Origin of the sequence: Mycobacterium sp. 20KCMC460 (assembly GCF_022179425.1) — a bacterium.
GTDB classification, from domain to species: Bacteria; Actinomycetota; Actinomycetes; order Mycobacteriales; family Mycobacteriaceae; genus Mycobacterium; species Mycobacterium kiyosense.
Genome location: NZ_AP025524.1, coordinates 352,327 through 366,037 on the forward strand (window position 1 = coordinate 352,327; position 13,711 = coordinate 366,037).

Annotated in this window: 13 protein-coding genes; 10 read left to right on the forward strand and 3 right to left on the reverse strand. The window is 67.9% G+C overall.

Annotated features, from left to right (window positions below; all coding sequences use genetic code 11):
* Window positions 1–22: 22 nt before the first annotated feature.
* Together MKCMC460_RS01640 and MKCMC460_RS01645 are read right to left on the reverse strand one after the other, a co-directional pair.
* Window positions 23–1,405: an acyl-CoA dehydrogenase family protein gene (locus MKCMC460_RS01640; RefSeq protein ID WP_236979344.1), complete on the reverse strand. Its 1,383-nt coding sequence runs from the start codon at window positions 1,403–1,405 to the stop codon at window positions 23–25.
* A gap of 94 nt (window positions 1,406–1,499) precedes the next feature.
* Entirely contained in the window at window positions 1,500–1,916 is a 417-nt protein-coding gene (locus MKCMC460_RS01645; protein ID WP_236979346.1) for a WhiB family transcriptional regulator, read from the reverse strand.
* A gap of 142 nt (window positions 1,917–2,058) precedes the next feature.
* Here MKCMC460_RS01645 and MKCMC460_RS01650 point away from each other — a divergent pair, with 142 nt between their 5' ends.
* The 6 genes from MKCMC460_RS01650 to MKCMC460_RS01675 are packed head-to-tail and all read left to right on the forward strand — an operon-like array spanning window position 2,059 to window position 6,272.
* A complete protein-coding gene (locus MKCMC460_RS01650) occupies window positions 2,059–2,832 on the forward strand; it encodes a helix-turn-helix domain-containing protein (protein ID WP_236979348.1) in 774 nt (257 codons plus the stop codon).
* Window positions 2,829–3,635: a C40 family peptidase gene (locus MKCMC460_RS01655; RefSeq protein WP_236979350.1), complete on the forward strand. Its 807-nt coding sequence runs from the start codon at window positions 2,829–2,831 to the stop codon at window positions 3,633–3,635. The genes MKCMC460_RS01650 and MKCMC460_RS01655 overlap by 4 nt, the downstream gene beginning before the upstream one ends.
* A 48-nt stretch (window positions 3,636–3,683) precedes the next feature.
* Entirely contained in the window at window positions 3,684–4,046 is a 363-nt protein-coding gene (locus MKCMC460_RS01660) for a DUF4226 domain-containing protein (RefSeq protein ID WP_236979352.1), read from the forward strand.
* A gap of 38 nt (window positions 4,047–4,084) precedes the next feature.
* On the forward strand, window positions 4,085–5,572 hold the full coding sequence (locus MKCMC460_RS01665; RefSeq protein WP_238305245.1) for a DUF4226 domain-containing protein: 1,488 nt from the start codon (window positions 4,085–4,087) through the stop codon (window positions 5,570–5,572).
* A gap of 60 nt (window positions 5,573–5,632) precedes the next feature.
* A complete protein-coding gene (locus MKCMC460_RS01670; RefSeq protein ID WP_236979356.1) occupies window positions 5,633–5,950 on the forward strand; it encodes an ESX-1 secretion-associated protein in 318 nt (105 codons plus the stop codon).
* A gap of 10 nt (window positions 5,951–5,960) precedes the next feature.
* A complete protein-coding gene (locus MKCMC460_RS01675; protein WP_236979358.1) occupies window positions 5,961–6,272 on the forward strand; it encodes a DUF2694 family protein in 312 nt (103 codons plus the stop codon).
* Here the strand turns inward: MKCMC460_RS01675 and MKCMC460_RS01680 are convergent.
* The gene (locus tag MKCMC460_RS01680; protein ID WP_236979360.1) at window positions 6,269–6,412 is read right to left on the reverse strand and encodes a hypothetical protein; all 144 of its coding nucleotides are present in this window, start codon (window positions 6,410–6,412) and stop codon (window positions 6,269–6,271) included. The genes MKCMC460_RS01675 and MKCMC460_RS01680 overlap by 4 nt on opposite strands.
* Window positions 6,413–6,503: 91 nt before the next feature.
* On the opposite strand from MKCMC460_RS01680, the gene MKCMC460_RS01685 reads away from it, so the two are divergent.
* The 4 genes from MKCMC460_RS01685 to eccCa are packed head-to-tail and all read left to right on the forward strand — an operon-like array spanning window position 6,504 to window position 13,673.
* Complete coding sequence (locus tag MKCMC460_RS01685; protein WP_236979368.1) at window positions 6,504–7,688, forward strand: DUF5631 domain-containing protein; 1,185 nt, start codon at window positions 6,504–6,506, stop codon at window positions 7,686–7,688.
* A 46-nt stretch (window positions 7,689–7,734) separates the two neighbouring features.
* Window positions 7,735–8,073, forward strand: a complete 339-nt coding sequence (locus MKCMC460_RS01690) for a DUF2710 family protein (protein WP_236984536.1) — start codon at window positions 7,735–7,737, stop codon at window positions 8,071–8,073.
* A 21-nt stretch (window positions 8,074–8,094) separates the two neighbouring features.
* Window positions 8,095–9,588: a type VII secretion protein EccB gene (eccB, locus tag MKCMC460_RS01695; RefSeq protein WP_238305247.1), complete on the forward strand. Its 1,494-nt coding sequence runs from the start codon at window positions 8,095–8,097 to the stop codon at window positions 9,586–9,588.
* A gap of 2 nt (window positions 9,589–9,590) precedes the next feature.
* A complete protein-coding gene (gene eccCa, locus MKCMC460_RS01700; RefSeq protein ID WP_238305248.1) occupies window positions 9,591–13,673 on the forward strand; it encodes a type VII secretion protein EccCa in 4,083 nt (1,360 codons plus the stop codon).
* The last annotated feature ends 38 nt before the right edge of the window (window positions 13,674–13,711 follow it).

The window sequence follows — 13,711 nt, forward strand, 5'->3', positions numbered from 1 at the left end:
GCGACCTTACTCGCGGGCGGTGTCAGCGCCCCGGTGGGCGCAGCGCCTTCATCGCGACCCGCATGAACGGCTCGGGCACCCGATCCTTCAGCGATAGCGCGGCATCGGCGGCGCGCGATCGCAGCGGCGTTCCGCGGCCGAACACCCGATTCAGCGGCCCCCCGCTCGGTTCGAGCGAGACGTGCAGCGGCGGAGTGTCGACGTTCGACCCCAGCGCGTTGGCTATCACCATCCGCTGGATCTCGCTGGTACCTTCAAAGATGGTGTACAGCTTGGCATCCCGATACCATTTCTCCACCGGATGATCGGTGATGTAGCCCCAGCCGCCCATCGTCTGGATGGCGCGTTCGGTGGCGCGGACCGCGACCTCGCTGGCGGCCATCTTCGACATCGACCCCTCACCCCGTTCGAAGGGGACCCCGTTGGCCGCCATCCAGGATGCCCGCCATGTCAGCAGCCGAGCGGCGTCGATCTGAGTTGCCAACTCCGCCAAGGGAAATGCGATGCCCTGGTTGTCGATGATGGGACCGCCGAACGCTTCCCGTTCGGTGGCGTAGGCGGTCGCGTATTCCAGTGCGGCGCGGGCGATTCCGATCGCCTGCGCGGCGACCATCGGCCGGGTCTGTTCAAACGTGCCGAGTGTGGCCGAACCGGACTTCTTGCCGCCCGCGACCACTTCCCGCGCCTTGGCCAGCTTGTGCTCCAGCTTGTCCTGGCCGCCGAGCAGGTTGGCGCCGGGAACGCGCACCCCGTTGAACTTCAGTTCGGCGGTGTGCGACGCGCGGCAGCCCAGCTTGTCGAGCTTGCGCACCAACTCCAGCCCCGGGGTGCCGCCGGGCACCACGAACAGCGCCTGACCGCGGTGGCCGAGTTCCTGGTCGACGACCGCGTTGACGACGTGGACGTTGGCGATGCCCCCGTTACCGATCCACATTTTGTGGCCGTCGATGATCCAGTCGTCGCCGTCGCGGCGTGCCGTGGTGCGCAGGTTGCGAACGTCGCTGCCGCCTTCGGGTTCAGAAATCGCCAGCGCGGCGAGCTTGATATCGCCTGGCGTTCCGAAACATTCAGGTGCCCACTCCAGCATCTGCTCGGGGGAGGCGGCCTGACCGATCGCCGACAGCGCCAACGCCGGCATGACGATCGCCAGGCCGATTCCCGCGCAACCCCAGAACAGCTCCTCCATGAACATCGGCAGCGAGATGCCGGTCGGGTCCCCGATCAGATCCCGGTAGAACAACGGACTGTAGAAGCCGCGCTGTGCGGCCTCCTCTAGCACCGGCCAGGGGAACTCCTGGCGCTGGTCGTACTCGAGCGCGACGGGCCGGATCACTTCTTCGGCGAACTCGTGGGTGCGCCGGGCCAAGTCGTGCTGGGCTGCTGTAGGAGTCAGGTCGAAGGTCATGGGTATGCCTTTGCGTTCGCTGCCTCGGCCCGAGCGGGGGCCACCAACGACCCCCGTATACCCGGCGTGCGGTCGCGCAATCCGCGGTCGGCGCTCAGGCGGCGGTGCGGGGACCCAGCCGGGCGGCGGGCAGGTGCAGCACCACCGCATTGACGGCCACGGTGTTGCTTTCGTGGCGGGCCAGCAGCGCGGCGTTCTCGGGCAGTTGCCGGGCATTGATCTCGCCGGCGGCGATGCGCCGCAATTCCTCGTGGGCCTGCGCGAGCTGTTCGCGTTTGCGGTACTGGCCGCCGGGTAGCTTCACGCCGGCCCAGACCCCGTACTCCTCGCGATGTGTGATTGCCCGCTGCGCGCACAGTCGCTGCTGAGCCAGTGGGCACCGACGCAGGCATTGAATCCGCGCCTCGGTGGCCGACCGCTCGTAGGCGCGCGCCTTAGCCGCGCCGTCGCCGCCGTCGTCGTCGGGATAGCCGAACCAGAGTTCTGGGTTGGATGCGCAGGGGTTTGCCATGTGTGGAGCTCCTTTCCAACGAAACGTATGCGGAATCGTATACACACCAGGCTGCTTCCGACAAGAGAAACGAGATAAAAACGTATATAACAAGAGTGGTCGGGCGGGCTGTGTAATATCCGCCGTATGGCCGGAGCCAGCCGTGAGCCGTGAGTCGGCCGGCGCGGCCATGCGCGCGTTGCGCGAGTCGCGGGACTGGTCGCTCGCGGACCTCGCGGCAGCCACCGGGGTGAGCATCATGGGGCTCAGCTACCTCGAGCGGGGCGCCCGCAAGCCCCACAAAAGCACAGTTCAAAAAGTCGAAAACGGCTTGGGCCTGCCTCCGGGCACCTACTCGCGCCTGTTGGTCGCCGCCGATCCCGACGCGGAGCTGGCGCGCCTGCTCGCAGCGCAGCCGCCCGAAACCGGTGTCGCGCGGCGGGCCGGACCGGTCGTCGTGGACCGCCACGACGACACCGATGTGCTGGAGGGATACGCCGAAGCGCAGCTGGAGACGCTCAGGTCCGTCATCGATCGTCTGCCGGCGAAGACATCAAACGAATATGAGACGTATATTCTGTCTGTGATCGCTCAATGTGTGAAGGCGGAGATGCTGGCCGCCAGCTCGTGGCGGGTCGCGGTGAACGCCGGCGCCGACTCGGCCGGTCGCCTGATGGAGCACCTGCAAGCGCTTGAAGCGACGCGCAGCGCGCTGCTGGAGCGCATGCCGGGGAGTCTGAGTGCGCGCTTCGACCGGGCCTGTGCGCGGTCTTCGCTGCCGGACGCTGTTATCGCGGCCCTGCTCGGTGTCGGTGGTGACGAGGTGTGGGACATCCGCAACCGGGGTGTCATCCCGCCGGGAGCGATGCCGCGGGTGCGCGCCTTCACCGAGGCGATGGAAGGCGAGCCCGTGGGTGACGCAGAGGACGACCGGTGAGTTACCTCGAACTGCAGGCACTGACCCGCGCCCACGAACTGTTCGGCGGCTCCGGCCCGGCAGCCGGCCTGGATGCGAATACCGCGCAGTTCCACGACGCGTCGAATCCCGCTGTGGCACAACATCATTATGAACGTGCGGCGACTCGCGCCCAGGCCGCCCTGACGTCGTCGGCGCAAACGGATGCGGCGGCGACCGCGGTGCTCGCCGGTGCCCATCGAGATCGGGCCGCCGCGCGCGAACTCACCGGCGCCGTGCTCGGTGAAGCTCGGGCCGATGCCGCGACGACACCTCTGACGCCGCTGGCCCAACGTGAAGCGATGCGTCGCCGGGTGGCGCGGTTGCGCGCGCAACGCGCGCACGTCGCCGCCGCGCGGAGCCGGTCGCGGCGACACGCCGCCGCCCTGCGCGCGCTGCGCTATCGGATGACGCACCACGGCGGCGGTCGTCGACTGCCCTTGCCGAGTGGGCGCGCCGGGCTCGCGGTGCGTGCCGCCCTGTCCCGGCTGGGCCGCCCGTATGTCTGGGGTGCCACCGGGCCGGATCAGTTCGACTGCTCCGGGCTGGTCCAGTGGGCTTACGCGCAGGCCGGCGTGCACCTCGACCGCACTACATACCAGCAGATCAACGATGGCGTCCCGGTGCCGCGGTCGCAGGTGCGTCCCGGCGACCTGGTGTTTCCGCATGCCGGTCACGTGCAGTTGGCGATCGGCAACAACCTGGTGGTCGAGGCGCCTTATTCAGGTGCCTCGGTGCGGATCAGCCCGCTGGGCGGCAACGTGCAGATTCGGCGGCCACTGTGAGACGCCGCCGGCGCCCAGTCGGCTGGGCAGGATGAGAAGGTTGAAGCCATGTCGGACCAAGCCGGGTCTTCGGTAGCGGCCATCCAGCAGCGCCAGGCGGTGCTGGCCCGAAAGCACAGCGTGATCGCCGACGCCGACCGGAAGTTGGCTGAGGTCCTGGCCGGCGCCCACGAGACGATGCGCGACAGCGTCCGTCGGCTCGAGACAATCGCCGCCGAAATCGAGCACGCGGTTTCACAGCAGGACGAATCGGCGCTCGACACACCGATGGGTGCGCGCGAATTCCAGCGGTTCCTGGTCGCAAAGCAACGTGAGATCGCCGCAGTGGTGGCCGGGGCACGTGCGGTCAGCCGCGCGAATAGCGTTGTGCTGCAAAGCTTGCAGGATCAGTACTCGGTTCGAACCGGGTGAATTGCCCGGCTGGGTGCGCCTAGGTACTGTTCGGCGGCATGGCGACCGACCAGGACGTCTTCGCTGCGATGCAGCTCATCGCGGCCCGCACCGGCGACCCCAAGGCGTGGCAGGCCGGGCTCACCGCGCAGGAGGTGATCGACTTCCTCAGCCCCGCGACGCCCGGGCAGGTACGCGACGCACTTCTGGACCGGATCCGCCGGCAGCATCCGGACGTGTTCGACCCGGCAGGCGCGCCGCTACCGGACCGGGTGCCCGCACCGCCACGGTCCCCGGCCCCGCCGGACCACGCGGACGGCGACGCCGCCAAAGCCATCGCCGAGGCGGAAGCCGCGCTGGCGCACCAGAATTCGATGACGTCCCAACTGGACCTGCAAGTCGTCACGGCCATTCTCAACGCGCACCTGACGAACGCCGAAGGCAACGACACGCTGGCATCGCTGCAGCGGGAGATCGAGACCGCCGTAGCCACCCGCTCGGACCTGGACACCCCGGCCGGCGCGCGCGATTTCCAGCGGTTCCTGATCGGCAAACTCAGGGACATCCGCGCCGTGGTCGCGACCGCGGGCCTCGACGACACCTCGAAATCAGCCCTGATGGCAGCTTGGACGTCGCTATACAACGCATCGAAGGACGAACCCCCGCGCGACCGGGTGGCCGCGGCGCCCGCGCCCGCGGGTAGCGGTGGCGCCAGCGGCGGAGGCCAACAGCCGGCGCCGGCCCCCTCCGGCTCCGGATCAGACCCGCTGCTGGACTCGCTGCTGCTGGACGACCCGGGCCTGGCGGGAGCGCCGATGCAGGAACCTGCCGCGATGCCGGCGGCAAGTTCCGGCGCCGGCTCCCCTCCGTCCAGTGCGGCGGCGCCCGGCGCCGGAGCGGGCCTGCCCAGCTGGGGCTCGCCCAGCGGCTTGTCCCTGCCCGGACTGTCGGGAGCAGGGACCGGACGCGATGGCGGTGCGCTCGGCGACGGGCTTTTCGACGAGGAATCCGACCGGCATGAGCGCAAACCGACCGACGCGGGCTCGAAGAAAGACGACACCGACCACGATGCCGACCACGAGGCGGATCACCAAGACGATCCCCAGCACCAGCCTGAGGCCGAACAGCCCGAAACGCCGCCGGCTGGCCCGACGACGGTGACGCTGCCCAACGGTGAGACGGTGACCGCCGCCAGCCCGCAGCTCGCCGCGGCCATCAAGGCCGCCGCGGGGGGAACGCCGATCCCCGACGCCTTTCAGCAGCAGGGAATCAGCATCCCGCAGCCGGGTACTGCGGTCGCCCACCCCGTCGACCCGGCCCAGCTCACACCGGGTGACATCGGCATCTTCACCGACCGGCACGCCCTTGCCCTGGGCCGCAGCAAGGCGCTGCTGGACGGCCAGATTCAGCAGGTTTCCACCGTGACCGGACCCAGCTTCCTAGGCTGGGAGCATCCGCCGGCGCCGGAGGCGCACGCAGCAGGTGCCCCGCCGCCCGCCGGCGATGTCCCGACGCCCACCCGGCCGTCGGCGATGCTGACCGGCTAGCCACCAACGAAGAGGAAAGCCCGCCGCCCGCCGGGCCGGCGACCAGCAGAGGAGGAGCCGATGGCCGAACGGATTCATGTGGTGCCCGCGCACTTGCGGGAAGCCGCGGCCCGTCACCAACAGACCTCCGATCATCTGCGGACCATCCCGTCCTCACACGCCGCCATCCAACAGAGCCTGGACTCGCTCGGCCCGATCTTCTCCGAGCTCCGGGAGGCGGGACGCGAACTGCTCGAGCAGCGACGCCGCTGCTACGAACAGCAGGCCGACGACCACGCCGACATCGCCCAGCACCTCGAGATCTCGGCCGCGACGTGGGAGCGGCACGAACAAGACGCGGCGGGCATGCTCGGCGGCATCGTCGACGGTGACCGATGACGGGTCCTGCATGACCGACGCCAATCCCGCTTTCGACACAGTGCACCCCAGCGGGCACATCCTGGTTCGGTCCTGCCGCGGCGGATACCTGCACAGCGTCGCGTTGAGCGAGGCGGCCATGGAGACCGACGCCGAGACGCTGGCCGAAGGAATCCTGCTGACCGCCGACGTGTCATGCCTGAAGGCGTTGCTGGAAGTGCGCGACGAGATCATCGCGGCCGGGCACACGCCGTCGGCGGAAGTTCCCTCCGCCGCCGAACTCGACGCCGCAATCGAGAAGCTGCTGGCGCACCAGCTGCACCGCCGATCGACGACGAGCTAGAGCAACCAGGTTCGTGCGCTCTCGGGATCCGGCGCGATATCGAGCGGGGGCTCAATCGGGTTGTCGCCGAACAACTCTCGTGCCCGGCCGAGCAGCGCGCGCACCTCGTCGAGTTGCTGCTGCAACCCAGAATCGGCCATGAAGATACGGTACTTCGACCACCCCGCCGGCACAATTCACCGTGTGCATCCGCGGCAACGAAGACTCTGCAGCTACCGCTACGCTTAGCCGGTGGGGATCTTCGGTCGGGTGACGGCGCGCCAGCGCCTGCGCCGGGCAACCGCGGAATCGCTCACGGTGCCCACGTTCAGCGGCCCGCCGGACTGCACCCCCTGGGTCATCGGCGAGTTGTGGCCGCCGGAGTTGTCGCACGCTACGCGCGAAACCGCGCCGCTCGCAACGTATCTCAAGGCGGACCTACAACGGATAGCTGACAACGCAAACGCCGACCTCAGATCCATCGGGCGGGTGGGAATGACCTTCGTGGAGCGCCGCGAGGCGGAAGCCCGAGTGATCGACGAAGCCCGTGCCCTGGCGCAGCGACGAGTCGAGTCGACCTTGCGTCAGCTACGCGACGCGACGGGGCGCGCGACCACCGACGGCTCGTTTTCCCTAGCGGCCGGCGACACCGATATCGACAAGACCGGGGTCATCCCGGCGGTCCGCGACGAGCCGGCCGTCGACACCGACAGCAGCCGGGTTCCGCCACCCATGCAGGACCGGCCCGCAGCCGCGGCGCCGGCGCACCCTGAGGCGCCGCCCCGGGCCCCCGCGTCCGCTGACGCGAAGCAGCCGACCGAGCACACGCTGCGGGGTGTGCTGGCCTTCGTAGCCCGTCAGGAGCCCCGGCTGGGCTGGGCGGTCGGCGAGCGTGCGGACGGGACGACAGTCCTGGTCACCGACCTCGCGCACGGCTGGATCCCGCCGGGGATCGCCGTCCCCGAAGGAGTACGACTGCTCGACCCGGACCGTCGCCGCGGACGCGCTGTGGAATTGCTGGGCGCCACGACGCGGGCGCTGGCCTACGCACCGGGCGATGCGTCCACATTGTCCTCCGACGTGCCCGCCACCCCGCCGTCGCTGCAGCCATTCCAGTTGCCGCCGGTCGATGACCTGGGCTGGGAGCTCGGCGCCGCCACGCACTGGCGGGACGGCCTGCCACGGCTGGTGAATACGCTGGCCAAGGCAGCCGCCGCCGGTGCCGATCTGGTCGATCAAGAAGTCGATTTGCTGCGCGTGCACCTGGACACCGTCCGCTACCAGCTGCTGGGCCAGTATCCCGAGCCCGATCCGGCCCAGCTGCTCAACTGCATGTTGTTGGCCGCCACCGAACGAAGCGTCGCCGGGGACGCCATTTCGGCGAACTATCACTTCGCCTGGTTCCGGAAATTGACCGGGCCGAAGACCGGTGAATAGGCCCAATCGTTGAATTGACGCTGGTCGGGGCCATCGACATACTGGCCTGGTGTCGGGGTCGGGTCGTCGCGGCGAGCTCAGCAACCGCAGTGCCGCAGACGACCAGGCCCTCGTCGAATCGGTTCTTCGTGAACTGAGCGAAGCGGCCGACAGGTGGGAGGCACTTGTCGCGCAGGCCGAGACCGTCACGTACAGCGTGGACTTGGGGGACGTCTTCGCTGTCGCGAATGCCGACGGTCGATTGCTCGAGTTGACGTTGCATCCGGACGTGATGGACGGCTACGCCCACAGCGAGCTGGCCGACCGACTCAACCTCGCGATCGCAGCGTTGCGCGAAGAGGCCGAAGCCGACAACCAGGCACGGTACGGCGGCCGGCTGCAGTGAAGCCCCGAAGGAGAAAGACCAGTGCCACTCAACCTGTCCAACCGGGACCAGAATTCGGGGCATCTGTTCTACAACAGACGATTACGTGCCGCGATCACCCGGTTCTCGGTGCGCATGAAGCACGACGACCGCAAACAGCAAGCCGCAGTTGCGTTGTCGATGGTGCTCGTGCTGCTCGGGGTGGGCTGGATGGCGCTGCTGCACATCATGAAACCGGCCGGCTTGGTCGCGCAGTCCGCGGTGGTCGGAAACCGTGACACCGGAGCGGTTTACGCCCGTATCAACGGCCGCCTCTACCCCGCCCTGAACCTGACTTCGGCTCGTCTGGCCGTCGGCAACGCCGCGTCGCCCACCTGGGTGACCGCCGCGGAGATCGCCAAGTACCCGACCGGTCCCATGGTCGGCATCCCAGGCGTGCCGGACAGCCTGCCGGTGACCGCCGGCACGGTGTCGGCGTGGGCGGTCTGCGACACGGTGCCCGGCGGGCGCAGCAGCGCAATGTCTCCGGTGGTGACCGCCATCGCGGGCCCGCTCGCACCGCAGGGCAGGGCCGCCGCGATGGGGCCGATGCAGGCCGTCCTGGCGACCCATAAGGGCGCCACCTACGTGATCTGGGGAGGGCAGCGGTCCCGCATCGACCCGACCGACCGGTCGGTGACGTTCAACCTTGGTCTGGACGCCGGGGTGACGTATCCGGTCGAGATGTCCAACGCGCTCTTCGATGCCCTGCCGTCGACCGAACCCATTGTGCTGCCCGAGATTCCAGAGTCCGGATCGCCTTCGCGCTGGCTGGACGGCAACAAGGTGGGCACCGTGCTGGAATCCCGTGACGCCGGTGGGGCGGTCAACGGCTTCTACGTGCTGCTGCCGGGCGGGGTGCAGAAGATCAGTGCCTTCGTGGCCGACCTGTTGCGCACCGGGGATTCGCACGGTTCGGCCACACCCACCCTGGTCGCCCCGGACAAGCTGGTCCACATCCCGGTGGTCGACGTCCTCAACGTCGACTACTACCCGCCCGGCAAACTGAACTTCGTTGACAAGACGGCGAATCCGACGACCTGCGTCGGATGGGAGAAGCAGTCCACCGACCCGCAGGCCCGGATCACCGTCTACACCGGCAGGGGATTGCCGGTTCCGATCGGCATGGACTCCCGCCTGGTGCGCCTGGTCCGCGACGACCGCAGTCCCGAATCGGCGGAGGCGAACCAGACGTTGACGATGCCGGGTGCGGCGAACTTCGTCGCCACGACGAGCGGGGTGGCCACGGCCGGCAGCCGGGAGAGCCTGTACTGGCTTTCACCCCAAGGTGTTCGGTTCGGCATCGAATCCGATCCGCGGACCTTGCAGGCACTGGGTCTGGATCCGCGGCTGGCGCTGCAGGCGCCGTGGCCACTGCTGCGGACCTTTGCGCCCGGGCCGGCGATCAGTCGGGACGCGGCGCTGGTTGCGCGCGACGCCGTAGCGGGCGGTGGTGCGGTCGCCGCAATTCCCGATTCCGGGGAGACCGGGGGTTAGTCATGTCGAAACGAGGCTTCGTGCGCGGAAAGCGCACCCCACCACCGAATGTCCCGCCGGTACGGGTCGCGGTTGCCGCGCCGCTGGCACTGCCCGAACGCGAGCCGCGCAACATCCTGCTGATGATCGCGCTGCCCGCCCTGCTGATCGGGATCGTCGGCACCCTGGTGGTGATGTACGCGTCCGGGGTGCGGTCGCTGCAGTCGGGGTTCTTCCCGATGATCGGCCTGGTCGGCTTCGGTGCGCTGATGTTCGGCGGCCGGTTCGGTCGCGGCCGCCGAATCAGTTGGGGCGAACAGGAAAAGCTGCGCCGCAGCTACCTGCGTCAGCTCGATGAGGACCGCGAGGAAGTGCAACGCGCGGCGGGCGAACAACGTCGCAGTCAGCTATTCGTGCACGCCGATCCGCAGCACCTCGACACCGTGATCGGCGGCCCGCGGATGTGGGAACGGCGCCCCAGCGATTCGGACTTCCTCGACGTGCGGCTCGGTATCGGGGTGCAGCAGGCCAGCGAATCCGCGGTTTCGTTGCAGTGGCCCGACGTGCCGGTCGGTGAGGAGCTCGAGCCGGTAACCGGCGGAGCACTAAGGGATTTCATCCTGGAACAGAGCAAGATCCGCGGTATCGGCAAGGTACTGAACCTACGGTCCAAGCCGGGGTTCAGCTTCATCGCCGACGATCCGGCCGAACTGCATGGTCTGGTGCGGGCGGTATTGTGCTCGCTGGCCGTCTACCACAGCCCGCACGATGTCAAGCTGATGGTGGTCACCCGTCATCCCGAACTGTGGCAATGGCTGGTGTGGTTGCCGCACAACCAACATGACGAGATGTTCGATGCGTGCGGTCTGCGCCGCCTGGTGTTCGCATCCCCCACCGAACTCGAAGAGGCGCTCGACGCCGAGCTGCACCGCAAGGGCCGTGGACCCTGGATGCCGCCGGTGGGAAGCAGCCCGACGTCCATGCCGTCACCGATCGAGTCGGCTTCCGGCGCAGCGCTGGGTCCGCACTGGGTCATCGTGGACGACAACGTGGGTACCCCCGAGCAGTGGGAGGGGGTCACCGGTCAGAAGGGCATGGCCGGCATCACCGTGCTGCGGCTGGCCACTCGAGTCGGTGTGGGTGTCGGATTCACCGATCCGGCGCAACGGTTTTCGTTGCGCGAAGGCAGGCTCGTACATCGAGACACCTTCTATGCGGTGGCCGATATGCTCGCCGACACCACCGCGAACCGCTATGCGCGGGCGCTGGCCCGATGGTCGCCGATGAGCCCGGGCGAGCTGTCCGAGACGGATAGCCAGGGTGGGGAATTGTTGCGCGCACTGGGCATCAACGACCCACGCGAACTCGACGTCGACAAACTGTGGGCCGAAAGCCGGGGACGGGGCGACCCGAACTGGGCGATGGTGCCCGTCGGCGTCAAGCAGAGCGGTGAACTGCAACATGTGATCCTGCGAGCGAAAGACTTCGGCGGCTACGGTTTTCACTCGGTGGTGATCGGCACGTCCGGGTCCGGCAAGTCCGAATACTTCTTGTCGCTGTGCAGCGGGATCGCGCTGACGCACGCACCGGACACGTTCATCGTCATCTTCGTGGACATGAAGTTCGAATCGGCCGCCCAAGACCTGCAAGGGTTTCCGCACGTAGCCGGGTCACTGTCGAATCTAGGCAAGGATGACCGGCACCTGGCCGAACGAATGCGCAAGGCGATCAACGGCGAGATCGCCCGTCGTTACCGGCTTTTCAAGAATGCCGGTGCACGCGACGCCAACGAGTACGAGGAGATGCGGCTGGCCGGGCGTGACCTGGAACCCGTCCCGATCCTGCTGGTGATCATCGACGAGTACCTCGAACTGTTCATCCACCACCCGGAGTGGATCGACCTGGTGATCCACATCGGGCAGGAAGGCCGCGGCTGTAACGTTTTCTTCACCCTCGGCGGGCAGCGGCTGGATCTGTCGTCGTTGAGTAAAGTGAAGAGCAACATCGCTTTTCGGGTGGCACTGCGCGCCGAGACGGCTGAGGACTCCCGCGATGTGATCGGCAGCGATGCGGCTCTGCACCTGCCGTCCCAGGAGAACGGCTACGGTCTGCTGAAAGTAGGGCCGCGCGATCTCGAGCAGTTCCGCTGCTTTTATGTGTCGGCCCCGTTCGTGGTGCCGAAGCGGTCGGTCAACGTGGATACGACGGTGGCCATGAGCTTTTCCCAACCGCGCGCATACACCTCGGCGTTTCAGCCGTTGAGCGAGTCCGACAGCGCCGCCCTGGCGGTGGCCGACCAGCCGGAGGAACCCGACGAGTTCTTGTTCCACTCCGACGGGTTCCGTAAGAAAAAGCTGGTCGACGTGATCCGGGAGTCGCTGGTCTCGTTGCCCGCGCGGCCACCACACCAAATCTGGCTGCCTCCATTGGAAGTCAGCGAGACGGTGGATGCGCTGGTGGCGCGGTGGCGTGGCCGGCGGTGGGATGACGGTTACGGTCAGAACCCCGGTCTGGTGTTCCCGATAGGCATCGTGGACATTCCCGAGGAGCACGATCAACGGGTGCACGCGATCAACGCCGAGATGGACAACGTGATGGTGGTGGCGACGGCCCAGCGCGGCAAGTCCACGACGTTGATGACGCTGATGGCGTCAGCGGCACTGATGTACCGTCCGGAACGGGTGACGTTCTTCTGCATCGGTGCGTCGCTGTTCCCGGTCGAAGATCTGCCGCATGTGGCCTCGGTCGTCAGTCCGACTGATCGAGAAGGGGTTTCGCGCACCATCGCCTCCATCGAGGGGTTGGTGATGGCCCGCGAGGCATCGTTCAAGAGGTACCAGATTGACATCTCCGAATTCCGGGAGCGGCGGTTCGGCAGCGACCCCGCGGGTGGTACCGATCCGGACGACAAGTTCGGGGATGTGTTCCTGGTCATCGACAACTTCAGCGATCTCTACGACAAGGACGCCGCGATGGGCGAGCGGGCCATCGCGATCGCGCGCCAGGGCTTGTCCTACGGGGTACACGTGATGACCACCGCGACCGCGTGGCTGGTGGGCCAGAAGCAGCAGCTGGTCAACGTCTCCAACGCACGGATCCAGCTGCGGCTGAGCAACCCGGACGAAACCCAGATGGGTGAGGGGTTCGAGCGGAAGAAGGCCGCGCGCAACACGTTGGACCGACCCGGCTTCGGTTTGACCAGGGACGGGCACGAACTGCTGGTCGGGGTGCCGGAGGTGATCGGGGCCGACGGCCGGCGGGTGGCAACGCGTGACATCGGCGCGCTCATCGCGCAACTGACCGGCGCCGGCCGGGTGGAGAGCCTGGCCCGGCTGCCGGCACGGATCCCGCTGGCCGAGGTGGCTGCGGCCTTCGCGGGCACCCCGGGCCACGCCGATCCGCTCAACATCCCCTTCGCGATCGGGGAGACCGCCCTGCAGCCCGCCGCGTTGCCCACCCGCGTGCTGCCGCACATGCTGGTGGTTGGACGCCAATCATGCGGAAAGACAACTACATTGGCGACTTTCGGGCAGATGATCGTGGCTCGTTGCACGCCCGAAGAGGCGCAGATCACGATCATCGATCCCAAGACGTCACTGATCGGCAAGATCCAGGGCGAGCACGTGCGGGCCTACGCCTACACCGCCGACGACATCGACACCGTGCTCGCCGAGTTGACGCAGGCGCTGCGCGACCGGCTGCCCCCGTCCGGGCTCAGCCAGGAGGAGCTGCTGCGCCGCCGCAGCTGGGACGGTCCGCACCACTTCGTCCTGATCGACGACGAACAGGAGCTGCGGCCGCACGGTGTGGTCGGCAAGGCCGCCGCCACTGCGCCGCTGTGGGCGCTGATCGAACGCGGCCGGGAGATCGGCCTGCATGTCATAGCGTCGCGGCTGCCCGGGAACTGGGCAGGTGTCTCGGTTACCAGCCCGTTCCTGCAGAAGATGACGGGCTCGCGGGCACCCGTGCTGTTCATGGATAACGATCCCGCAGCGGTGAAGGTGTTCGGCAGGACAAGTGCCCAGCAGCTGCCGCCCGGGCGCGGCCTGCTGGTCACCAGCGACGGCGTGATGGAAGGTGTGCTGGTCGCCGACCCCCAGACGTGAATCGACAGGTGGCGCAGGTCACCTTAGACTCAGCGCAA

Bases quoted from the DNA above. Each gene is read 5' to 3' on its own strand.
- MKCMC460_RS01670 (WP_236979356.1), top strand. From the start codon at position 5,633: ATGGCCGAACGGATTCATGTGGTGCCCGCGCACTTGCGGGAAGCCGCG.
- MKCMC460_RS01640 (WP_236979344.1), bottom strand. From the start codon at position 1,405: ATGACCTTCGACCTGACTCCTACAGCAGCCCAGCACGACTTGGCCCGG.
- MKCMC460_RS01645 (WP_236979346.1), bottom strand. From the start codon at position 1,916: ATGGCAAACCCCTGCGCATCCAACCCAGAACTCTGGTTCGGCTATCCC.
- MKCMC460_RS01675 (WP_236979358.1), top strand. From the start codon at position 5,961: ATGACCGACGCCAATCCCGCTTTCGACACAGTGCACCCCAGCGGGCAC.
- MKCMC460_RS01680 (WP_236979360.1), bottom strand. From the start codon at position 6,412: ATGGCCGATTCTGGGTTGCAGCAGCAACTCGACGAGGTGCGCGCGCTG.
- eccCa (WP_238305248.1), top strand. From the start codon at position 9,591: ATGTCGAAACGAGGCTTCGTGCGCGGAAAGCGCACCCCACCACCGAAT.
- MKCMC460_RS01665 (WP_238305245.1), top strand. From the start codon at position 4,085: ATGGCGACCGACCAGGACGTCTTCGCTGCGATGCAGCTCATCGCGGCC.
- MKCMC460_RS01660 (WP_236979352.1), top strand. From the start codon at position 3,684: ATGTCGGACCAAGCCGGGTCTTCGGTAGCGGCCATCCAGCAGCGCCAG.